Origin of the sequence: Burkholderia sp. Bp9031, assembly GCF_003857965.1 — a bacterium.
Classification (GTDB): Bacteria; Pseudomonadota; Gammaproteobacteria; order Burkholderiales; family Burkholderiaceae; genus Burkholderia; species Burkholderia ambifaria_A.
Genome location: NZ_QTPW01000002.1, coordinates 38,508 through 60,814, shown reverse-complemented (window position 1 = coordinate 60,814; position 22,307 = coordinate 38,508). Strand labels below are relative to the sequence as shown.

Below are 22,307 nucleotides of genomic sequence, written 5' to 3'. Positions count from 1 at the left end.
GTCAGGAATAACGCATGAAGATTGCAGTGCTGCCCGGCGACGGCATCGGTCCGGAAATCGTCAACGAAGCGGTCAAGGTGCTGAACGCCCTCGACGAGAAGTTCGAACTCGAGCAGGCGCCGGTCGGCGGCGCGGGTTACGAGGCGAGCGGTCATCCGCTGCCGGACGCGACGCTGAAACTCGCGAAGGAAGCGGACGCGATCCTGTTCGGCGCGGTCGGCGACTGGAAATACGACTCGCTCGAGCGCGCGCTGCGCCCCGAGCAGGCGATCCTCGGGCTGCGCAAGCACCTGGAGCTGTTCGCGAACTTCCGCCCGGCGATCTGCTATCCGCAGCTCGTCGATGCGTCGCCGCTTAAAGCCGAACTCGTCGCGGGCCTCGACATCCTGATCGTGCGCGAACTGAACGGCGACATCTACTTCGGCCAGCCGCGCGGCGTGCGTGCCGCGCCGGACGGCCTGTTTGCCGGCGAACGCGAAGGTTTCGACACGATGCGCTATTCGGAACCGGAAGTGCGCCGTATCGCGCACGTCGCATTCCAGGCGGCCCGCAAGCGCGCGAAGAAGCTGCTGTCGGTCGACAAGGCGAACGTGCTCGAAACGTCGCAATTCTGGCGCGACATCATGATCGACGTGTCGAAGGAATACGCGGACGTCGAGCTGTCGCACATGTATGTCGACAACGCGGCGATGCAGCTTGCGAAGGCGCCGAAGCAGTTCGACGTGATCGTGACCGGCAACATGTTCGGCGACATCCTGTCGGATGAAGCATCGATGCTGACGGGCTCGATCGGCATGCTGCCGTCGGCGTCGCTCGACAAGAACAACAAGGGCCTGTACGAGCCGTCGCACGGTTCGGCGCCGGACATCGCGGGCAAGGGCATCGCGAACCCGCTCGCGACGATCCTGTCGGCCGCGATGATGCTGCGCTATTCGCTGAATCGCGCGGAGCAGGCCGATCGCATCGAGCGCGCGGTGAAAACGGTGCTCGAACAAGGCTACCGCACCGGCGACATCGCGACGCCGGGCTGCCAGCAGGTCGGCACGGTGGCGATGGGCGACGCGGTGATCGCCGCGCTGTAACGCGCAACGGCGATGAAGTACGGCAGTTAATGTAGAAAGGGCGCGAACGGGCCGCGAAATTGGCCGGTTCGCGCATGGTTGGCCGTTGTGCGGGCAACCGGCTTTGTGTAGACTCGAACGATGGCGCTGATTTCCCTGATCTCCCCGGTCCTGAAACTCCACGGCAACACTGCCCGTGTGGGTACGCGCGCCATCGTCATCACGAAAACCATTACCACGAAAACGATCATTAAACGCTGATCGTCCGTCGTGCCCGCCTGTTTCCCCGCGCGGTCACGCCGGGGGCGGAAATGGCGGGGAAGCTCCATTCAAAGGGTTAGTCATGAACGTAGGTCTCGTAGGTTGGCGCGGCATGGTCGGCAGCGTGCTGATGCAGCGCATGCAGGAAGAAGGTGATTTCGACCTGATCGAACCGGTGTTTTTCAGCACCAGCAACACGGGCGGCAAGGCGCCGTCGTTCGCGAAAAACGAGACTACGCTCAAGGACGCGACCAACGTCGACGAGCTGAAGAAGTGCGACGTGATCATCACGTGCCAGGGCGGCGACTACACGAACGACGTGTTCCCGAAGCTGCGCGCGGCCGGCTGGAACGGCTACTGGATCGACGCGGCTTCGTCGCTGCGGATGAACGACGACGCGGTCATCATCCTCGATCCGGTCAACCTCGACGTGATCAAGGACGCGCTGGTCAAGGGCACGAAGAACTTCGTCGGCGGCAACTGCACGGTCAGCCTGATGCTGATGGCGCTCGGCGGCCTGTTCCGCGAGAACCTCGTCGACTGGATGACGGCGATGACCTACCAGGCCGCATCGGGCGCGGGCGCGCAGAACATGCGCGAATTGCTGTCGCAGATGGGCACGCTGCACGGTTCGGTGCAGGAACAGCTCGCCGATCCGGCGTCGGCGATTCTCGACATCGACCGCCGCGTGCTGGCGACGATGAACAGCGATGCGATGCCGACGAGCCACTTCGGCGTGCCGCTCGCCGGTTCGCTGATTCCGTGGATCGACAAGGATCTCGGCAACGGGATGTCGAAGGAAGAGTGGAAGGGCGGCGCGGAAACCAACAAGATCCTCGGCAAGCCGGCGATGGGCGAGCCGGGTTCGATCCCGGTCGACGGTCTGTGCGTGCGGATCGGGGCGATGCGCTGCCACTCGCAGGCGCTCACGATCAAGCTGAAGAAGGACGTCCCGCTCGACGAAATCAACGGTATCCTCGCGTCGGCGAACGACTGGGTTAAGGTCGTGCCGAACGAGCGTGAAGCGTCGATGCGCGATCTGTCGCCGGCGAAGATCACCGGCACGCTGACGGTCCCGGTCGGTCGCCTGCGCAAGCTCGCGATGGGCGGTGAATACCTGTCGGCGTTCACGGTCGGCGACCAGCTGCTGTGGGGCGCGGCCGAGCCGCTGCGCCGCATGCTGCGCATCCTGCTCGACAAGTAAGGATCGGACCGCGCCGCGCGCCGTCGGCGCGCGAGGCGAAACGCCTGCCAGTCCCTTTGGGGGCGGCAGGCGTTTTTTATTGGCCGGCGTTGGCCGCACGCGCGCGAAAGCCCCGAATCGTTTTGCGCGGCCGGGCTTTCCTGTAGCAATTCCATTGACACGAGGAAATGATGCGACGTGCAGTATCGGGGCCGAATTCATTCTGAGGAGCGATGCTGTCGTCCGGATTTTCGTCGGTTGATGCCCATTTCTTGATAGATCCGTTGTGCACGGTTCGTTGTGGGGCGGCGGTGCGGTAGTCGTGCGATTCGCACACCGGGCGGCCCGGCGCGGTTAGCGGTCGTGCCGATGCATGGAAGCGGACGGCGCGCATGTGTCGGCGACGAATTCGGCCGGAACCCGATCGTGTGAAGTAAACTATGCGGTTACGACGCGCAGAGCCGCCAAAAGCGTCGCGTTCCGCGCGACGCTTTTGCATTTCTGCGGCGACTTTATTGACGCTTCCCTATGCGATTCGAGCTGCGCCCGCGCGCGGCGATAGAGCCTACGATGTCCCGAATTTCCTTGTTTCCGCGTCAGTCCCGTCTGTCGCGCGCCGTGCGTGGCGCGCTGGCGATCCTGGCGCTCGGCGCAGCCGCGTCGGCCTGGGCGGCCGGCACCGGCGACCTGCCGGCGTCCGCTGCCGGCGGCCCCGCGCCGTTCAACGTGACGGTTCAGCCAGGCCAGTCGTTGAACGACCTCGCGAAAGCGGCCACGCAGTCGCATGACCCGGGCGTGCTCGCGCGCGCCGGCCGTGCGCTGTTCGACGCCAATCCGCAGGCGTTCATGAAGCATGACCCGAGCCGTCTGAAAGTCGGCGCGACGCTGACGGTGCCGGCGCTCGACGCGACGGGCGCGGCGCTCGTGCCGGCCGGGGTATCCGGGGCATCGGCAGCATCTGCGCCGGCCGCCGCGTTGGGCACGACTGCAGCCGCGCAGCATGGCGCGTCCGCGCCGCACCCGGGGTCAGTCGGGCAAACGGCGCCGGCTGCATCGGCTACGCATACGGCGCCGGTCAGCGGCGCGAGCGTCGCGGCGGCGGCTTCGGCTTCGATCGTCGCGTCCGCCGCGCATGGCGCGTCTACGGTCGAGCCCGTTCAGCCGGAAGCGACTGCGGCCGGCGCAAGCGGGCCGCACGTGTGGAGCGGCGCGATCCAGTCCGCACCGTCGTCCGCAAGCGAAGCCGCTGCCCAGTCCGCACAGGGCGGCTCTGTTCAAGGCATGCATGAATCATCCGCTGCGGCACCCGTCGCGGGCGCGTCGCAGCCGCGGCCGTCGAGTCTGCAGCAACTGCTTGCGCTGAAGAACCGCGTGCTGATGGAGCTGCAGAAACACGGGATCGGCAAGCCGGCCGAGACGAGCAACGTTACGCCCGTGCCCACGCCGGCTCCGACACCCGCTGCGCCGCGCCCCGCGGCGAATGACGCAGGCGCATCGGCTGCCGCGTCGTCTCCGGCTGCGAGCGAAGCGGCGTCCGGCGTGGCCGCCAGCGCGGTTCAGCCTGCATCGGCGCCCGTGCAGCCAGCCGTGCCGGTGACGACTGCCGCGCCCGCACGCGGTTCGGACCAGATCGACTGGCGTCCGGCTGCAGTGGCCGGCGCGGCCGTGGTCGTTCTCGCGGCCGGCTTCGCGTGGCGCAAGCGCCGGAAGGCACGAACTGCCGACGCGGTCACCCCGGAATCCGGCGGGACGGCTGCCGCCGACGCTGGCGCGTCGTCGTCGCCTGTCGAACCGTTGCCGCCGATCCTCCCCGAGACGCCGGTTGCCCGCGATGCGGCCGCCGATGTGAATCTGATCGCGACTGCCGCGGCAGCGGCGGAGGCGGTCGATACGCACGAAGCCGATGCCGCGTCGCCGCCGGAAGCGGTGAAGCCGCAAGCGGATCAAGCGGAAGCGCCGTTCGCACACGCCGCGCCGGTGCACGACACACCGCCGGCTTCGTACGACGTGAAGCCTGTCGCGGAAACGGCCGCGGACGAGCCGCGTCAGTCGCCCGCAGCGCCTTCGGCAAACGACACCCAGCATGCGGCGCTGATGCAGAACGCGATCAGCGCGCTCAACAGCCTCGACATGCCGCTGCCGCCGCGTAAGGCGAATGAATCGGCTGCATGGGAAGGGCAAGCCGAAAGCGATAAAATCGCAACTAACGGTCAATCTGCGCTGCATCCGCGCGTTGGCGCGGGTGAAATGTCACGGGAACACCGTGCCGACCAGGACGACGAGTTCGACTGGGATCCGGATGCGGCTACACCCGCATCGCACGCAGTCGGCGCGTCCGCGCCGTCGTCGCTGCCGCCGCTCGGCGGCCCGCAGTTCGGCGCGTTGAAGCTGGATTTCGATCTCGACCTGCCGTCCGCGCCGGGTGCCGTGTTGCCCGCGCTGACGCCGGAAGAACTCGCGCGCATTGCCCGCAACAAGCTGGATCTCGCGTCCGAGTACGTCGAACTGGGCGACGTGTCCGGCGCGCGTACGCTGCTGCAGGAAGTGATCGACGCGAACGACGCCGCGACGCGCGACGATGCGCGTGCGCTGCTCGCGAAACTGGCGGAAGAGGCGTGATGCGGATCGCGCTGGGGATTCAGTACGACGGCGCGGCGTTCTGCGGCTGGCAGGCGCAGCCGCACGGCAAGACCGTGCAGGATGCGCTCGAGCACGCGCTTGGCGAATTCGCGTGCGTGCCGCTGCACACGACGGTCGCGGGGCGGACCGACACGGGTGTGCACGGGCTCGGGCAGGTCGTGCACTTCGACACGGAGCTCGACCGCGCGGATTTCTCGTGGGTGCGCGGCACCAACGCGTTCCTGCCGCCGACGGTTTCCGTGCAGTGGGCGAAGCCGATGCCTGACACGTTCCACGCGCGTTTCTCGGCGTTCGAGCGCACGTACTACTATGCGCTGTACGTGCATCCGGTGCGCTCGCCGATGCTGGCCGGCCGTGCGGGCTGGATCCACACCCCGCTCGACGACGACGCGATGCGCGCGGCCGCCGCGCACCTGATCGGCGAGCACGACTTCTCGTCGTTCCGGTCGTCGGAATGCCAGTCGAAGACGCCGGTCAAACACCTGTACCAGATCGACGTGCGGCGCGCGGGCAACTTCATTCATTTCCGCTTCCGCGCGAACGCGTTCCTGCACCACATGGTGCGCAACCTGATGGGCTGCCTCGTCGCGGTCGGGCGCGGCCGCCATCCGGCGGACTGGCTCGTCGACGTGCTGGCCGGACGCGACCGCAATCTCGCCGCGCCCACGTTCATGGCCGACGGGCTGTATCTGGCCCACGTCGGCTACCCGGCGGAATTCGCCGTCCCGCCCGCGCAGCTCGGCAGCGTGCCGTGGAGCAGCGTCTGGGCCGATCTGGACCCACAATCATGACGGATCACCCCGTGTCTCCTTCGACTTCCGCCGCGCCCGGCCTCCCGCCGCGCACGCGCATCAAGCTGTGCGGCCTGTCGCGCCCCGAGGACGTGCTGCATGCCGCGGCACTCGGCGCCGACGCGATCGGCCTCGTGTTCTACCCGAAGAGCCCGCGCGCGGTGTCGATCGCGCAGGCGGCCGAACTCGCGCGCCTCGCGCCGCCGTTCGTGTCGGTGGTCGGGCTGTTCGTGAACGCAACCGAAGCCGAGATCGAGGCGGTCGTGCGCGACGTGCCGCTCACGGTGCTGCAATTCCACGGCGACGAGACGCCCGAGCAGTGCGATGCGCTCGGTCGCGCGGCCCGCCTGCCGTGGTTGCGCGCGGTGCGCGTCGGCCCCTCGACGCAGCCGTCCGATTTGGTAGAATCGGCTCTTCATTATTCGAAAGCGCGCGGCCTCCTGTTCGACACCCTGGTGCCGGACTACGGCGGTAGCGGCAAGGTCTTCGATTGGTCACTTATTCCCGCAGAGCTCGCGCATCGGGCCGTTTTGAGTGGTGGCTTGAACGCGCAAAACGTCGGTGATGCGATTCGCCAGTTGCGCCCGTTTGCTGTCGATGTCTCGAGTGGCATCGAAGTAGAGGGCGCGAAGGGCGTGAAGGATCATGCCCGAATGGCGGCGTTCGTACGCGCGGTGCGCGAAGCGGACGCCGGGTGATGCAAGCCGGTGCGGCCCCGACAGCGGGGCGCGCCGACCGATCGAGAGTGACGCCATGTACAACCTTCCTGATGATCGCGGCCACTTCGGCCCGTATGGCGGCGTGTTCGTCGCCGAAACGCTCATTCACGCGCTGGACGAACTGCGCGCCGCGTATGAAAAATTCCGGAACGACCCCGATTTCGTCGCCGAATACGAGCGCGAACTGAAGTATTTCGTCGGCCGTCCGTCGCCGATCTATCACGCGCAGCGCTGGAGCGAGACGCTCGGCGGCGCGCAGATCTACCTGAAGCGCGAGGACCTGAACCACACCGGCGCGCACAAGATCAACAACGTGATCGGCCAGGCGCTGCTCGCGAAGCGCATGGGCAAGAAGCGCGTGATCGCCGAGACGGGCGCCGGCCAGCACGGCGTCGCGACGGCGACGATCTGCGCCCGCTTCGGGATGGAGTGCATCGTCTACATGGGCGCCGAGGACGTGCGCCGCCAGGCCGCGAACGTCTATCGGATGAAGCTGCTCGGCGCGACGGTCGTGCCGGTCGAATCGGGTTCGCGCACGCTGAAGGACGCGCTGAACGAAGCGATGCGCGACTGGGTCACGAACATCGAAAGCACGTTCTACATCATCGGCACGGTCGCGGGCCCGCACCCGTATCCGGCGATGGTGCGCGACTTCCAGCGCGTGATCGGCGACGAGTGCAAGGTGCAGATGCCGGAACTCGCCGGCCGGCAGCCGGACGCGGTGATTGCGTGCGTCGGCGGCGGCTCGAACGCGATGGGCATCTTCTATCCGTACATCGACGATACCTCCGTGCAGCTGATCGGCGTCGAAGCGGCCGGCGACGGCCTCGACACCGGCCGTCACGCGGCCTCGCTGATCGCCGGCAGCCCAGGCGTGCTGCACGGCAACCGCACCTATCTGCTGCAGGACGACAACGGCCAGATCATCGAGACGCATTCGGTGTCGGCGGGCCTCGACTATCCGGGCGTCGGCCCCGAGCACGCATGGCTGAAGGACAGCGGCCGCGCGCAGTACGTGCCGATCACCGACGACGAGGCGCTGAAGGCATTCCACGACTGCTGCCGGATCGAGGGGATCATCCCCGCGCTCGAGTCGAGCCACGCGATCGCGTATGGCGTGAAGCTCGCGCCGACGTTGCCGAAGGACAAGATCCTGCTCGTCAACCTGTCGGGCCGCGGCGACAAGGACATGCACACGGTCGCCGAGCGATCGGGCATCGCGCTCTGACCCCGACCGATGCGTGATCTGATCGAACAACCGGGCGGCGGCGCCGCGAGCGAAGCGGAAGCGGGGCAGCCCGCCGTCGCCGTGTCGCGCGCACTGCCGTCCGGGATCGAACTGCACAACCGCGATTTCATGACCGAAGCCGCGCGCCTGCCGGATGCGTCGATCGACCTGATCGTCGCCGATCCGCCGTACGGGCTCGGCAAGGACTACGGCAACGACTCGGACAAGCGTTCGGGCGACGATTTCCTCGCGTGGACGCGCGAGTGGCTCGAGCTCGCGATTCCGAAGCTCAAGCCGAGCGGGTCGATGTATATCTTCTGCACGTGGCAGTACGCGCCGGAAATCTTCAGTTTCCTGAAGACGAAGCTCACGATGGTCAACGAGATCATCTGGGACCGGCGCGTGCCGAGCATGGGCGGCACGACGCGCCGTTTCACGTCGGTGCACGACAACATCGGCTTTTTCGCGGTTTCCAAAGCGTATTACTTCGATCTCGATCCGGTCCGCATCCCGTACGACGCCGACACGAAGAAGGCCCGCTCGCGCAAGCTGTTCGAAGGCAGCAAGTGGCTGGAGATGGGCTACAACCCGAAGGACGTCTGGTCGGTCTCGCGCCTGCATCGGCAGCACGCGGAGCGCGTCGATCATCCGACCCAGAAGCCGCTGGAAATCATCGAGCGGATGGTGCTCGCAAGCTGCCCGCCGGGCGGCCGCGTGCTCGATCCGTTCATGGGCAGCGGCACGACCGCGGTGGCCTGCGCACGGCAGGGGCGCGACTTCGTCGGCTACGAGATCAACGAAAGTTATTGCGCGATCGCGCACGAGCGCGTGAACGTGCTCGCCGCGCAGACGTGCGCGTGAATCGCGCCGCAGCGCCGATCGCTGCTTTGCATGGGACCGGAGTAAGCGCTAAAGCGCTAACTCCGGTCGACAAAGGAAAATTGCCATGAATCGTATCCAGCAGACCTTCGCCGCACTCGCCGAACAAGGCCGCAAGGGCCTGATCCCGTTCATCACGGCCGGCGACCCCGATCCGGCGAAGACCGTCGAATTCATGCACGCGCTCGCCGAAGGCGGCGCCGACGTGATCGAGCTCGGTGTGCCGTTCTCGGACCCGATGGCCGACGGCCCCGTGATCCAGCGCTCGTCGGAGCGCGCGCTCGCCCGCGGCGTCACGCTGAAGAGCGTGCTCGCCGACGTGAAGCGTTTCCGCGAAACCGACCAGAAAACCCCTGTCGTGCTGATGGGCTATGCGAACCCGATCGAGCGGATGGGCGTCGACACGTTCGCGACCGAAGCGCAGGCGGCGGGTGTCGACGGTGTGCTCGTCGTCGACTATCCGCCCGAGGAAGCCGGCGTGTTCGCCGAGAAAATGCGTGCCGCGCAGATCGATCCGATCTTCCTGCTCGCGCCGACGTCGACCGACGAACGCATCGCCGACGTGGGCAAGATCGCGAGCGGCTACGTGTACTACGTGTCGCTCAAGGGCGTGACCGGCGCCGGAAATCTGGATGTTTCGAGCATTGCGGGTAAAATCCCGGCCATCAAGTCGCGCGTGCCGGTTCCGGTGGGCGTCGGCTTCGGCATCCGCGACGCCGAAACGGCGCGCGCGGTGGCCGAAGTGTCGGACGCCGTCGTGATCGGCAGCCGCCTGGTGCAGCTGCTCGAGAGCGCCGCGCCGGAAGGCGCCGCCGCCGCGCTGAAGACGTTCATCGCCGAGCTGCGCGCTGCCCTGGACGGCGCCGGCAAGGCGGCGCGATAAACACAACACAGGAAGCGGGAACGGGCCGATTGGCCCGCCCCGCCACGGAACAGGAAACCATACGATGAGCTGGCTCGACAAACTGTTGCCGCCGAAGATCAAGCAGACCGACCCGAAAAGCCGCAAGGGCATTCCGGAAGGCCTGTGGGTCAAGTGCCCGTCCTGCGAAGCCGTGCTGTACCGCAACGACGTGGACGCGAACCTGCACGTATGCCCGAAGTGCGATCACCACATGCGCATCGGCGCGCGTGAGCGTCTCGACGGGCTGCTCGATCCGGAAGGCCGCTATGAAATCGGCCAGGAAATCGTGCCGGTCGACTCGCTGAAGTTCAAGGACAGCCGCAAGTATCCCGATCGTCTGAAGGAAGCGATGGACGAGACGGGCGAGACCGACGCGATGGTCGTGATGGGCGGGGCGATCCACACGCTGCCCGTCGTCGCGGCCTGCTTCGAGTTCTCGTTCATGGGCGGCTCGATGGGTTCGGTCGTCGGCGAGCGCTTCGCGCGCGGCGCGCAGAATGCGCTGGAACAGCACGTGCCGTTCATCTGCTTTACCGCATCGGGCGGCGCACGGATGCAGGAAAGCCTGCTGTCGCTGATGCAGATGGCGAAGACCACCGCGATGCTGACCAAGCTGGCCGAAGCCAAGCTGCCGTTCATCTCGGTGCTGACCGACCCGACGATGGGTGGCGTGTCGGCAAGCTTCGCGTTCCTCGGCGACGTCGTGATTGCCGAGCCGAAGGCGCTGATCGGCTTCGCCGGCCCGCGCGTGATCGAGCAGACGGTGCGCGAGAAGCTGCCGGAAGGCTTCCAGCGCGCGGAATTCCTGCTGAAGACGGGCGCGATCGACATGATCGTCGACCGCCGCAGGATGCGCGACGAGATCGCGCAGCTGCTCGCGCTGCTGCAGCGACAGCCGGCCGACGCGCTGGCCTGATTGGCGCGGCGTGGTGAACTGCGCGCGTCGCCCGGCTGAAGCGCCGGGCGGCGCGTTTCGTTTTTTTGGCGTAGTGGCGGTACCGATTCAGATTTGATCCGATGAGCACTTTTCCCACTCTCGACGCGTGGCTTTCGCATCTCGAACGCGCGCACCCGGTCGGCATCGACATGGGCCTCACCCGCATCGGGCAGGTCAAGGCGGCGCTGCAGCTCGAATTCGCGTGCCCCGTGATCACGGTCGGCGGCACGAACGGCAAGGGCTCCACCTGCGCGTTCCTCGAGGCGATCCTCGTTCACGCGGGCTACAAGGTCGGTTGCCACACGTCGCCGCACCTGCTCGAATTCGGCGAGCGCGCGCGCGTGAACGGGCAGCAGGTCAGCGATGCCGAACTGCTGCCGCACTTCGAAGCCGTGGAAGCGGCGCGCACGTCGCTGCCCGAGCCGGTGTCGCTCACGTACTTCGAATTTACGACGCTCGCGATCCTGCACCTGTTCGCATCGCGTGGGCTCGACGCCGTGATCCTCGAAGTCGGCCTCGGCGGCCGGCTCGACGCGGTCAACATTATCGATACCGATTGCGCGATCGTCACGAGCATCGACATCGATCACACCGAATATCTCGGCCACACGCGCGAGAAGATCGCGTTCGAGAAGGCGGGGATCTTCCGCGCGGGCAAGCCGGCGATCTGCGGCGATCCCGCCGTGCCGAACACGCTGGTCGACCATGCCGACGCGATCGGCGCCGACCTGTGGCTGGTCGGTCGCGATTTCCGCTACGAAGCTCAGCCGGGCGCGGAGCGCCAGCAATGGAGTTACCTCGGCCGCGAAAAGCGCTATCCGGCGCTCGCGTATCCGGCGCTGCGCGGCGCGAATCAACTGATCAATGCGTCGGCCGCGCTGGCCGCGCTCGAGGCGCTGCGCCCGGTGCTCCCGGTGTCCGCGCAGGACATCCGGCTCGGGCTCGCGAACGTCGAGCTGCCGGGGCGCTTCCAGGTGCTGCCGGGCAAGCCGGCGATCGTGCTGGACGTCGCGCACAACCCGCATGCGGCTGCCGTGCTCGAGCAGAATCTCGGCAACATGGGCTTCTTCCCGTACACGTACGCGGTGTTCGGCGCGATGCACGACAAGGACATCGACGGCGTGCTGCGGCGCCTGTTGGGCGAGATCGACCACTGGTGCGTGACCGATCTGCCGCTGCCGCGCGCGGCGAGCGCCGAGCAGCTCGAGGCCGCGTTGCGCAAGGCGGGCGTGGAGGAGGGGGCCGATTCGAGCGTGACGCGGTTCGCGTCGCCCGCGGAAGCGTTTCGCGATGCACTAAAAAGAGCATCCGAGAATGATAGAATCGTGGTTTTCGGCAGTTTCCATACGGTGGCAGGTGTGATGGCCTACCGGAAATCGCAGCAACACTGACTGACGGGCAGTTTCGGACTCAGCCATTCATGGGAATTTTCTCGTTCGGCAAGAAAGACGACGACGCGCCCCCGCGGCGCGGCGGTCGTACCGGGGCCTCCCGGAACGTGCGCACGGAGCGCACTGAACGCGTCGAGCGACGCACACGCCGCACCGAGCGTCCGGAATCGGACGCACTGCTCCTCGATCCGACCCTTCCTGAAAAGCAACGCGCCCGCCGGCGGCTCGTCGGCGCGATCGCGCTCGTCGTCGCCGCGGTGATCGTGCTGCCGATGGTGCTCGATTCGCACCCGAAGCCGGTCACGGACGACATCGCGATCGATATCCCGAACCGGCCCGCGCACCAGGCGGTCGCGCCGCGTGATGACGACGCATCCGACGTGCAGGCGGGTGTCGCGCACGACGAGCCGCCGGCCTCCGATGTTGCCGTGGCGGCCGTTCCCGCGCCTGCGGCGAAGGATGCGGCGAAGCCGGCCGCGAAGCCCGATACCACGACCTCGACGACCTCGACGACCACGGCAAGTGCGCCGCCGCCGAAGCCTGCTGCAAAGCCGGCCGCGGCCGCTCCCGCGGCGAAGCCGGTCGCGCCGAAGCCGGCGCCCGCGACGGTCGCGAACGCTGACGCGGCGGCCGACAGCGGCGACGCGTCGTCGCCGGCATCGCCGGCCGGTGCGCGCTTCGCGGTGCAGCTCGGCTCGTTCAAGGACGACGCGACGGCCCGTTCGTGGGCCACCAAGTTGAAATCGGCGGGCGTGCCCGCATATGTCGAGCATAGCAAGCAGGCGGACGGCAGCACGGCTACACTGCTGCGTGCCGGCCCGTTTGCGGATCGCGCGGCGGCGTCCGCCGCGATCGCGAAGGTGCGCGAAGCCGGACTCACGCAGTAACGTGCGATGCTGACGGCTTTCGACTACGCTGTATTGGCGGTGATCGCGTTGTCTGCGCTGCGTGGCGCATGGCGCGGTTTCGTCTCGGAGATTTTCGGGCTGATCGGCTGGATCGCGGCGGTCGTGATCGCGGCCCGCTATGTCGGACTGGTCGTGCCGTATATTCCGGCGAACTGGCCGGGCGGTGCGCTGACACAGTGGGTGCTCGCGTTCGCGCTGATCGTGATCGGCGTCGTGTTCGTCGCGGGTGTCGGGAACGCGCTGTTGTCGCGGATCGCGCAGGCGACGGGCCTCGGCGGGGTCGATCGCTCGCTGGGCATGATGTTCGGGCTCGTCCGCGGCTGCGTGCTGGTGGTGCTGCTGGTCGCGGCGGCCGGGCTGACCGAATTGCCCAAACAGGATTTCTGGCGCAATGCGCTATTGCGTCCTATCGCCGAACAGGGCGTGCACGAGCTGAAGCAGCTCCTGCCCGACGGCATGGCCCAGTACGTGCGCGTGTGACGACGCGTACCGGGCTGGACGGAACCGATTTTGTCATCTTGAAGGACATGCCATGTGCGGCATCGTAGGTGTTATCTCCCAATCCCCGGTCAATCAGCTGATCTATGACAGCCTGCTGCTGCTGCAGCATCGCGGTCAGGATGCAGCGGGCATCGCGACGGCGGACGGCAGCAATTTCCACATGTACAAGGCGAACGGCATGGTGCGCGACGTGTTCCGCACGCGCAACATGCGCAGCCTGCCCGGCACCTTCGGCATCGGCCAGGTCCGCTATCCGACGGCCGGCTCGGCGTCGAGCGAAGCCGAGGCGCAACCGTTCTACGTGAACGCGCCGTTCGGGATCATCCTCGCGCACAACGGCAACCTGACGAACTGGGAACAGCTGAAGGATGAGATGTTCCGGATCGACCGCCGGCACATCAACACCAATTCCGACAGCGAAGTGCTGCTCAACGTGTTCGCGCACGAGCTGCAACTGGCGACGACGGGCCTCGAACTCGATCCGGCCGCCGTGTTCAAGGCGGTCGCGGGCGTGCATCGTCGCCTGCAGGGCTCGTACGCGATCGTGTCGCTGATCGCCGGCTACGGCCTGCTCGCCTTCCGCGATCCGTTCGGCATTCGCCCGCTTTGCATCGGCAAGCTCGAGACCGAACACGGCACTGAATGGATGGTCGCGTCGGAGTCGGTGGCGGTCGAAGGCATCGGTTTCGAATTCGTGCGCGACGTGCAGCCGGGCGAAGCGATTTTTATCGACAAGGCCGGCAACTTCCACAGCCAGCAGTGCGCGGAGAACCCGACGCTGAATCCGTGCATGTTCGAATACGTGTACCTCGCGCGTCCGGATTCGTGCCTGGACGGCGTGCCGGTCTACAACGTGCGCCTGCGCATGGGCGACTACCTCGCCGAGAAGATCAAGCGCGAGCTGCCGAACGTGCCGATCGACGTCGTGATGCCGATTCCCGATTCGTCGCGTCCGGCCGCGATGCAGGTCGCAGCGAAGCTCGGCGTCGAGTATCGCGAAGGCTTCTTCAAGAACCGCTACGTCGGCCGCACCTTCATCATGCCGGGCCAGGCCGTGCGCAAGAAGTCGGTGCGCCAGAAGCTCAATGCGATGAGCATCGAGTTCAAGGACAAGAACGTGCTGATCGTCGACGACTCGATCGTGCGCGGCACGACCTCGCACGAGATCGTGCAGATGGCACGCGATGCGGGCGCGAAGTCGGTGATCTTCGCGTCGGCGGCGCCGCCCGTGAAGTTCCCGAACGTGTACGGCATCGACATGCCGACGCGCGGCGAGCTGGTCGCACACGGCCGCACCGACGAGGAAGTCGCGAAGATCATCGGCGCCGACCACCTGATCTATCAGGACGTCGACGACCTGCGCCGCGCGGTGCGCGACATCAACCCGAAGCTCGAGCGCTTCGAGGCGTCGTGCTTCGACGGCAACTACATCACCGGCGCCGTGACGCCCGAGTACCTCGATGCGATCGAGCGTGCGCGTCTCGCACCGGCGTCGCAGGCCGATCGCGACACGGCGGGCGATACCGCGCGTTCGCAGATGAACCTGCAACTGTCGGTCGAGTGATGCCGGCGCGCTTCCGATGAAGCGTGATAGGATGTGGCCTTGCGTCGATTTGATTCAGCTTGCGGACGCGGGGCGACTTCCCAAAACAGCTAAAGCGAAGGCCGGCGACAGCCGGCCCGAGTCGATCGCTGTCGTACCGCACCGAAGCCCGCTGATGCCGACGCATAGCGGGCTTTTTGTTTTGGCCTGATTTGTGGCTGGGTGCGCGCCCGATGCATGATCCTCGGCGCGGCCCTCGAATACGGAAAACGGAACATGGACGACTCCCTCAATTTCGACACGCTCGCCGTGCGCGCGGGCACGCTGCGCAGCAGCGACTTCAACGAGCATTCGGAAGCGCTGTTCCTCACGTCGAGCTTCTGCTTCACGAGCGCGGCCGAGGCAGCCGAGCGCTTTGCGAATTCGGAAGACTATTTCACCTATTCGCGCTTCACGAACCCGACCGTTACCATGTTCCAGGATCGTCTCGCCGCGCTCGAAGGCGGCGAGGCCTGTATCGCGACGGCGTCGGGCATGGCCGCGATCATGTCGGTCGTGATGTCGGCACTGCAGGCGGGCGATCACCTCGTCAGCTCGCGCAGCCTGTTCGGCTCGACGCTCGGGATGTTCTCGCAGATCTTCAGCAAGTTCGGCATCACGACGACCTTCGTCGATCCGACCGACCTGAACGCGTGGCAGGAAGCGGTGCGGCCCGAAACGAAGATGTTCTTCCTCGAAACGCCGTCGAACCCGCTGACCGAACTCGCCGACATCGAGGCGATCGGCAAGATCGCGAAGGCCGCGAACGCGCTGTTCGTCGTCGACAACTGTTTCTGCAGCCCGGTGCTGCAGCAGCCGCTGAAGCTCGGCGCCGACGTCGTGATGCACTCGGCGACGAAGTTCCTCGACGGCCAGGGTCGCGTGCTTGGCGGCGCGCTGGTCGGCTCGAAGGAGTTCATCATGGGCAAGGTGTTCCCGTTCGTGCGCAGCGCGGGCCCGACGCTGTCGGCGTTCAACGCGTGGGTGCTGCTGAAGGGGATGGAGACGCTGTCGCTGCGCGTCGAGAAGCAGTCGGCGAACGCACTGGAGATCGCGCGCTGGCTGGATTCGCATCCGGCCGTCGCCCGTGTGTTCTATCCGGGGCTCGAATCGCATCCGCAGCATGCGCTCGCGAAGCGCCAGCAGAAGGCGGGCGGCGCGATCGTGTCGTTCGAGCTGAAGGGTGACACGCCCGAGCAGCAGCGCGCGAACGCGTGGCGCATGATCGACAGCACGAAGCTGATCTCGATCACCGGCAACCTTGGCGACACGCGCACGACGATCACGCATCCGGCGACGACGACGCACGCGCGCATCACGCCGGAAGCGCGTGCGGCCGCGGGGATCACCGAAGGGCTGATCCGCCTCGCGGTCGGCCTGGAAAACGCGGGCGACCTGCGCAACGATCTCGCGCGCGGCCTCGAGGGCTGAGCACGGCGGCTGGTTTTTTCACGGCCGACATGACGACGGGCCGCTCGACCGGGCGGCCCGTCGTCTTTTGGCGGGCAACGAACGCGCGTTGCCGGAATCAGCCGGCCTGCGCGAGCCGCTCCGGCGACGCGCGCATTGCTTCCATCATCCAGCGCAGCGTGTCGTCGAGCGGCGTCACGGGCAGTTCGCCCACCGCGCGCCGCAGCTTGTCGCGCGACCCGCTCAGGCTCTTTACTTCGTTGTGCCGCACGAAGCGCGGATCGATCGTCACGTCGATCACGTAGCCGGCGATCCGCGACAGCATCGCGAGCACTTCCTTCAGCGAATACGCGCGCTCCGAGCAGACGTTGAACGTCTCGCCGGCCGGTGCCGCTTCGAGCAGCTTCAGGTAGGCGGCCGTCACGTCGCGGACGTCGGAGAAGTCGCGGCTCACGTCGAGATTGCCGAGCGAGATGCGCGGCGCGTTGCGCGCATAGTGCGACACGAGCTTCGGCAGCAGATACGCGTCGTCCTGGCCGACGCCGGTGTAGTTGAACGGCCGCGCGATCACGATCGGCAGCCGGTCGGCCCACAGTTTCGCCGCGTATTCCATTGCGAGCTTGCTGACCGCGTAGTCGTTCGCGGGCGCGGGCGCGACGGTCTCGTCGAGCACGCCGGCCGTCGAGTTGCCGTAGATGTTCGCGCTGCTGGCGAGCAGTACCGCCGACGGCCGGCGATCGAGGCCCGCGAGTGCAGCCAGCAGGTTGCGCGTGCCGACGATGTTGACCGCGTAGGTTTGCGACGGTTCGTCCTGCGCGACATGTGCGCGCGCGGCGAGATGCACGACCGCATCGGGCCGCGCATCGGCGGCTGCCGCACGCATCGCGTTCGTGTCGAGCAGGTCGACCGGCAGCAGCGTGCAGTTCGCGAACGCCGGATCGTCCGGCCGCGCCGCGCCGGGTGCGATGGTGCCCCACACGTCGTAGCCGGCCGCTTCGAGGCGCTGCGCCATGTAGCGGCCGGTGAAGCCCGTCAGGCCCGTGACGAATGCACGGCGCGACGGACGTCCGGCTTCAGTACGTGTCATGGTGTCGATTCCGCGTCAGATCCGCTTCGACCATCATCTGGCAGAGCTGTTCGAGCGTCGTCTCCGGCGCCCAGCCCAGCTTGGATTTGGCCTTGTCGGCGCAGCCGATCAGCAGGTCGACTTCGGCGGGGCGGTAGAACTTCGGGTTCACTTCGACGAGCACGTTGCCGGTCGACGCATCGAGGCCGCGTTCCTGCTCGCCCTTGCCGGTCCACTCGATCTGGTAGCCGGCGGCCGCGAACGCCATCCGCACGAAGTCGCGCACGGTCTCGGTGCGGTTGGTCGCGAGCACGTAGGTGTCGGGCTCGTCGACCTGCAGCATCCGCCACATCCCTTCGACGTATTCGAGCGCGAAGCCCCAGTCGCGCTTCGCGTCGAGGTTGCCGAGCTCGAGCTTGGTCGCCTTGCCGAGCTTGATCTTCGCGACGGTGTCGGTGATCTTGCGCGTGACGAACTCGCGGCCGCGCAGTGGCGACTCGTGGTTGAACAGGATGCCGCTGCAGCCGAACAGGTCGTAGGACTCGCGGTAGTTCACGGTCATCCAGTGCGCGTACAGCTTCGCGACGCCGTACGGGCTGCGCGGGTAGAACGCGGTCGTTTCCGTCTGCGGGATCGCCTGCACCTTGCCGAACATCTCGGACGTCGACGCCTGGTAGAAGCGCGTCTTCGGGCTCACGACGCGGATCGCCTCGAGCAGGTTCAGCGGGCCGATGCCCGTGACTTCGGCGGTCGTCGCCGGCTGGTCGAACGACACGCCGACGAAGCTCTGCGCGGCCAGGTTGTACAGCTCGTCGGGCTGGGTGCGTTCGAGCAGCCGCAGGCTGGAGCCGGCATCCGTCAGGTCGTGCTCGACGAGCGACAGGTTCGGGTGCGTGTCGACGCCGAGTTCGGCGATGCGCCAGAAGTTCACCGAGCTGGTGCGGCGGTAGGTGCCCGTGACCTCGTAGCCCTTGTCGAGCAGCAGCTTGGTCAGGTAGGCGCCGTCCTGCCCCGTGATCCCCGTGATGATGGCCTTCTTGCGGTTTTGGCTCATGGCAATGTCCTGGTCGAAACGATGGATTGAGAAAGTCAGGCGGTCGTGCGCGCGGCGGCGGGCACCGTGCTGCGTGCGGGGCCGCGTGTCAGGCGCCGCTCGAAGCCGTACCAGCTCAGGGTGGCGTACACGAGCGTGATGGCGAGTGCGAGCGCGGCCGTGACGAAGCGGTTCAGGTGCAACGGCCACAGCGCGTACAGCACGCTCAGGTGAATCAGGTAGACGGTGTAGCTGACGGTGCCGACGTACACGAGCAGCGGGTTCGTCAGCACGCGCTGCACGAGGCCGCGTCCGCGCAGTGCGATCACGACGATCGACGTGCACAGCAGCAGCGAGATGCTGTAGAGCGCGGCATTCGACAGCGGCGTGTTCGCCGCGCGGAAGCGCGGGAACGACAGGTGCAGCCAGCCGAGGATCGCGAGCGACACGAGCGCGCCGACGATCGCGAGCGGATAGAACGGCTCGAGCGCGCGCCGGTCGCGGCGCAGCACGATCGCGAGCAGCGCGCCCGCGGCGAGCAGGTCCATCCGGAACGGCGTCAGGTAGTAGATCGGCCAGAACGAATCGAACCACGGCGTCGCGATCGCGCGCAGCACGGGCGCGGCGACGATCAGCGCGGCGGCGACCCACAGCAGCACGCGCTCCGAGCACCACAGCACGACGAACGGCCAGAAGATGTAGAACTGCTCCTCGACGGCGAGCGACCACAGCACGTTCAGGCTGTCGTGACCGATGCTGCCGAGCGACAGCCCGATGTTGGTCGAGAAGAACGCGAACCACGGCCAGTGCGGCAGCCAGCTCGCGCCGAACAGCAGCGTCGACACGACGAGCAGCAGCACGTACGGCGGCAGGATCCGGCGCACGCGGCGCGCGTAGAAGTGGCTGAAGTACGACTGCCCGCGCGCCTTGCGATCGAGCAGGATGCCGGTGATCAGCAGGCCGCTGAGCACGAAGAACAGGTCGACACCCATCCACAGCGGCGCCTTCAGCGCGTGCTGCAGGAACACGGCGCCGACGGCGATCGCGCGCAGCCCGTCGAGCTGCACGATGCGGCCGTGTTGCGGCGGGGCGAGGTCGGCGGTGCGCGAGATGCCCGTCATCGCGCCGCTCCTTCGCGACGCACGGCCGATGCCGTGGCGCGCCGCGCATCCGATGCGTGAACGTAATGCATGCGTTTAAAGGGAAATATTGAGTCGAAATCGATTCTAGGGAAAAGAAATCGGCAAAAAAACGCATGTCATTTATCCGGCTGAAAACATTCAAATGCCGGTCGTTTCAATCACGACATGAAAGGTTTGCAGGCCAGATGCCCGTCGGGCGGGCCGGAGCGGCATTTTCTACGGATCGTCGCGTGAAAAGTGGTCGTTATTTCCGCTTCGCCCGACCTATTTTCTGCTGTTCCGGTTCGATATTTCAAGCAGAAACATCCCCAAATATTTCCAAATTTCTTGTGATTATTTTTGCTTGTAACCTGCCTCGCGACGTTTGAAACCCACACGCGACAGGTCACCCGGGCAGGCAGCACGCCGCGGTGCAGGTCGCTTCCGCATCGAGTCTGGAGAGCGCATTTGCGACGTCTGATTCTGGTTGGCATGACGGTATGCGCGGCGCTGTCCGCGAGCGCCGCTCTGGCTGAAACCGTGTTGCCCGCGACCACATCGTGGATTGGCAACACGTTCGGCTATGGCGACGGCAGCTGGACGCAGATCGACATCCGCGCGATCGCGGTGACGCCCGACGGCAAGGTGTATACGAACGCGCCGTGGGACGAGAGCGGCGCCGAGGCGAGCGTCTACCAGGACGGGAAGATGCTCGGCTTCGCCGGCGGCACGCACGGCTGGGGCAACCTCGGCGGCAACGCGGTCGCGGTGAACAGCAAATATGCGTACGTCGCGATCGGCGTCGGCAACGAGCGCGGCCATCTGCAGTCGCCCGGCATCTGGCCGGACAAGGGCAAGCAGTGGTACGGCATCTCGCGGCGCACGATCGGCGACATGAAGCAGCCGGCGCCGTTTCGCGCGGCGCCGCAGGTCGCGCCCGGCGGGCGTGCCGATGCCGGCCGTGCGCGGATGGCCGCGAGCTTCATGATGATGAACGAGGTGGCAGCGCCCGCGCGGTCGGAGGTGGGCGCGCTGAAGGCGGAAGTGGGCGGCCTCGCGGCCGACGACAAGACGCTGTTCGCGACGAATCCGGCGCATGACGAAGTCGACGTGTACGACGCCGAGACGATGCAGAAGAAGGGCACGTGGAATGCGCACGAGCCGGGCCGCATCGCGCTCGCCGGCGACGGCACGCTGTGGCTGCTCATCGATACGATCAACGGGCCCGCGCATCTCGTGCACGTGCGCGCTGACGGCCGCAAGCTCGACGACGCGCCCGCGTTGCCCGACGGCACCGAAGCGGTGGACGTGGCAGTCGATGCGAAAGGACGCGTGCTGGTGGCGGACAACGGTCCGCGCCAGCAGGTGCTGATCTTCTCGAAAGGCGGCAAGGGCTATGCGCCGTCCGGCACGCTCGGCGAGCGCGGCGGCATTTTCGCGGGTCCGGTGCCGGGCCGCCCCGGGCCGCAGCGCTTCAACGGGCTGACGGGCGTGGGCGTCGATCGCGCGGGCAACGTGTACGTGTCGATGAACGGCATCGGACCGCGTCACGACACGATCGGCGCGGGGCTTGGCGCGGTGCTCGAGAGCTATACGCCGGACGGCAAGCTGCGCTGGCAGGTGCAGGGGCTCTTGTTCGTCGACGGCGCATGGCTCGACCCCGCGCGGCCGAACAGCGTGTACACGGGCAACAAGCGCTTCGAGCTCGACCTGTCGAAGCCGCCCGGCCAGGACTGGAAATACGCCGGCTTCCTGTCGAACCGCTTCAAGTATCCGGACGATCCCGTGTTCCACACGGACCAGTATCCCGGCATGCCGTTCGCGCGGCGTGTCGACGGCCGCACGTTCCTGTACCTGACCGACATGTACGCCGATCACCTGAAGATCTACCGCTTCGACGCGAAGCGCGACGGCGAGGTCGCGATTCCGTCGGGCCTGATCGCGGGCCGCGCGCGGCCGGTCGACAAGGTGCCGAACAAGCCGCCAGGCGGCGACTGGATCTGGCGCGACGCGAACGGCAACGGCCGGCTCGACGCGGACGAATTCACGATCAACACGACCGGCAAGGCAAAAGCGGGCGGCTGGGGCTGGTGGGTCGACACGAAGGGGGACATCTGGCGCACGAGCGACGTGCGCGGGATCCATCGCTTCGGCTACGGCGGCGTCGACAAGGCCGGCAACCCGATCTACTCGTACGACAAGGTCACGACCTATCCGATGCCGCAGCCGTTCACGCAGCTGCGCCGCGCGATCTACGAACCGCAGACGGACACGCTGTACGTGACGGGCTACACGGCCGACGCGCCTCCGCAGCCGGGCATCAACAAGGAAGTCGGACGCGTGCTGGTGCGCTTCGACAAGTGGTCGACCGGCTCGCCGGTGGTCCGCTACAAGGTCGCGCTGCCGTGGCAGCTCGACGCGAAGCCGATCCTCGACCTCATCGGGATCACGGTCGAGGGCCGCTACATCTTCACGGTGGAGCCGGTCGGCAAGATCCACGTGTACGACAAGGAATCCGGCAAGGAAGTCGGCGTAATGAGCCCGGGCGCGGAGGTCGGCAAGGCGTCGGGCTGGGTCGACGTGCCGTTCGGCATCAGCGCGTTCCGGCGCGAGAACGGCGAATACCTGGTGTTCGTCGAGGAAGACGCACGCGGCAAGGTGCTCATGTACCGCTGGAAACCGTAACAGGCCC

General features: G+C 66.8%; 19 protein-coding genes. 16 read left to right on the top strand and 3 right to left on the bottom strand.

Annotated elements, in window-relative coordinates; genetic code table 11:
• The first annotated feature begins 14 nt into the window (after nucleotides 1-14).
• The 15 genes from leuB to DIE15_RS03375 all read left to right on the top strand — a co-directional run bounded on the left by leuB (nucleotide 15) and on the right by DIE15_RS03375 (nucleotide 16,416).
• On the top strand, nucleotides 15-1,082 hold the full coding sequence (gene leuB / locus DIE15_RS03450; RefSeq protein ID WP_057923941.1) for a 3-isopropylmalate dehydrogenase: 1,068 nt from the start codon (nucleotides 15-17) through the stop codon (nucleotides 1,080-1,082).
• A gap of 120 nt (nucleotides 1,083-1,202) precedes the next feature.
• Nucleotides 1,203-1,322: a 3-isopropylmalate dehydrogenase gene (locus tag DIE15_RS37455; RefSeq protein WP_124628490.1), complete on the top strand. Its 120-nt coding sequence runs from the start codon at nucleotides 1,203-1,205 to the stop codon at nucleotides 1,320-1,322.
• A gap of 82 nt (nucleotides 1,323-1,404) precedes the next feature.
• Nucleotides 1,405-2,526 (top strand): aspartate-semialdehyde dehydrogenase, encoded by a 1,122-nt coding sequence (gene asd, locus DIE15_RS03440; RefSeq protein ID WP_057923940.1) that lies wholly within the window; start codon nucleotides 1,405-1,407, stop codon nucleotides 2,524-2,526.
• Between the two features lie 549 nt (nucleotides 2,527-3,075).
• Nucleotides 3,076-5,124, top strand: a complete 2,049-nt coding sequence (locus tag DIE15_RS03435) for a FimV/HubP family polar landmark protein (RefSeq protein ID WP_124832394.1) — start codon at nucleotides 3,076-3,078, stop codon at nucleotides 5,122-5,124.
• Nucleotides 5,124-5,936: a tRNA pseudouridine(38-40) synthase TruA gene (gene truA, locus DIE15_RS03430; protein ID WP_185734358.1), complete on the top strand. Its 813-nt coding sequence runs from the start codon at nucleotides 5,124-5,126 to the stop codon at nucleotides 5,934-5,936. The genes DIE15_RS03435 and truA overlap by 1 nt, the downstream gene beginning before the upstream one ends.
• Nucleotides 5,933-6,634, top strand: coding sequence for a phosphoribosylanthranilate isomerase (locus tag DIE15_RS03425; protein ID WP_124832392.1), 702 nt, complete (start codon nucleotides 5,933-5,935; stop codon nucleotides 6,632-6,634). The genes truA and DIE15_RS03425 overlap by 4 nt, the downstream gene beginning before the upstream one ends.
• Nucleotides 6,635-6,689: 55 nt before the next feature.
• Nucleotides 6,690-7,883, top strand: a complete 1,194-nt coding sequence (gene trpB, locus DIE15_RS03420; protein WP_124832391.1) for a tryptophan synthase subunit beta — start codon at nucleotides 6,690-6,692, stop codon at nucleotides 7,881-7,883.
• A gap of 9 nt (nucleotides 7,884-7,892) precedes the next feature.
• On the top strand, nucleotides 7,893-8,744 hold the full coding sequence (locus tag DIE15_RS03415) for a site-specific DNA-methyltransferase (protein ID WP_124832390.1): 852 nt from the start codon (nucleotides 7,893-7,895) through the stop codon (nucleotides 8,742-8,744).
• Nucleotides 8,745-8,829: 85 nt separating this feature from the next.
• Nucleotides 8,830-9,645 (top strand): tryptophan synthase subunit alpha, encoded by an 816-nt coding sequence (trpA, locus tag DIE15_RS03410; RefSeq protein ID WP_057923934.1) that lies wholly within the window; start codon nucleotides 8,830-8,832, stop codon nucleotides 9,643-9,645.
• A gap of 64 nt (nucleotides 9,646-9,709) precedes the next feature.
• Entirely contained in the window at nucleotides 9,710-10,582 is an 873-nt protein-coding gene (gene accD, locus DIE15_RS03405; protein ID WP_057923933.1) for an acetyl-CoA carboxylase, carboxyltransferase subunit beta, read from the top strand.
• 101 nt (nucleotides 10,583-10,683) lie between these two features.
• The gene (gene folC, locus DIE15_RS03400; protein WP_124832389.1) at nucleotides 10,684-11,994 is read left to right on the top strand and encodes a bifunctional tetrahydrofolate synthase/dihydrofolate synthase; all 1,311 of its coding nucleotides are present in this window, start codon (nucleotides 10,684-10,686) and stop codon (nucleotides 11,992-11,994) included.
• A gap of 29 nt (nucleotides 11,995-12,023) precedes the next feature.
• Nucleotides 12,024-12,881: an SPOR domain-containing protein gene (locus DIE15_RS03395; RefSeq protein ID WP_124832388.1), complete on the top strand. Its 858-nt coding sequence runs from the start codon at nucleotides 12,024-12,026 to the stop codon at nucleotides 12,879-12,881.
• A gap of 6 nt (nucleotides 12,882-12,887) precedes the next feature.
• A complete protein-coding gene (locus DIE15_RS03390) occupies nucleotides 12,888-13,382 on the top strand; it encodes a CvpA family protein (protein ID WP_057923930.1) in 495 nt (164 codons plus the stop codon).
• A gap of 52 nt (nucleotides 13,383-13,434) precedes the next feature.
• A complete protein-coding gene (gene purF, locus DIE15_RS03385; protein ID WP_057923929.1) occupies nucleotides 13,435-14,967 on the top strand; it encodes an amidophosphoribosyltransferase in 1,533 nt (510 codons plus the stop codon).
• A gap of 255 nt (nucleotides 14,968-15,222) precedes the next feature.
• Nucleotides 15,223-16,416: an O-succinylhomoserine sulfhydrylase gene (locus tag DIE15_RS03375; RefSeq protein WP_124832387.1), complete on the top strand. Its 1,194-nt coding sequence runs from the start codon at nucleotides 15,223-15,225 to the stop codon at nucleotides 16,414-16,416.
• Between the two features lie 97 nt (nucleotides 16,417-16,513).
• Here the strand turns inward: DIE15_RS03375 and DIE15_RS03370 are convergent, their stop codons facing one another.
• From DIE15_RS03370 to DIE15_RS03360, 3 genes are read right to left on the bottom strand one after another with little or no spacing between them, the layout of a single operon-like run.
• A complete protein-coding gene (locus DIE15_RS03370; protein ID WP_057923928.1) occupies nucleotides 16,514-17,482 on the bottom strand; it encodes an NAD-dependent epimerase/dehydratase family protein in 969 nt (322 codons plus the stop codon).
• Complete coding sequence (gene gmd, locus DIE15_RS03365; RefSeq protein WP_057923927.1) at nucleotides 17,469-18,515, bottom strand: GDP-mannose 4,6-dehydratase; 1,047 nt, start codon at nucleotides 18,513-18,515, stop codon at nucleotides 17,469-17,471. Before gmd ends, DIE15_RS03370 begins: the two co-directional genes overlap by 14 nt.
• Before the next feature lie 35 nt (nucleotides 18,516-18,550).
• Nucleotides 18,551-19,615 (bottom strand): acyltransferase, encoded by a 1,065-nt coding sequence (locus DIE15_RS03360; protein ID WP_124832386.1) that lies wholly within the window; start codon nucleotides 19,613-19,615, stop codon nucleotides 18,551-18,553.
• A gap of 492 nt (nucleotides 19,616-20,107) precedes the next feature.
• Between DIE15_RS03360 and DIE15_RS03355 the strand changes: the two genes are divergently transcribed.
• Nucleotides 20,108-22,300 (top strand): hypothetical protein, encoded by a 2,193-nt coding sequence (locus DIE15_RS03355; protein ID WP_185734371.1) that lies wholly within the window; start codon nucleotides 20,108-20,110, stop codon nucleotides 22,298-22,300.
• Nucleotides 22,301-22,307: the final 7 nt, after the last annotated feature.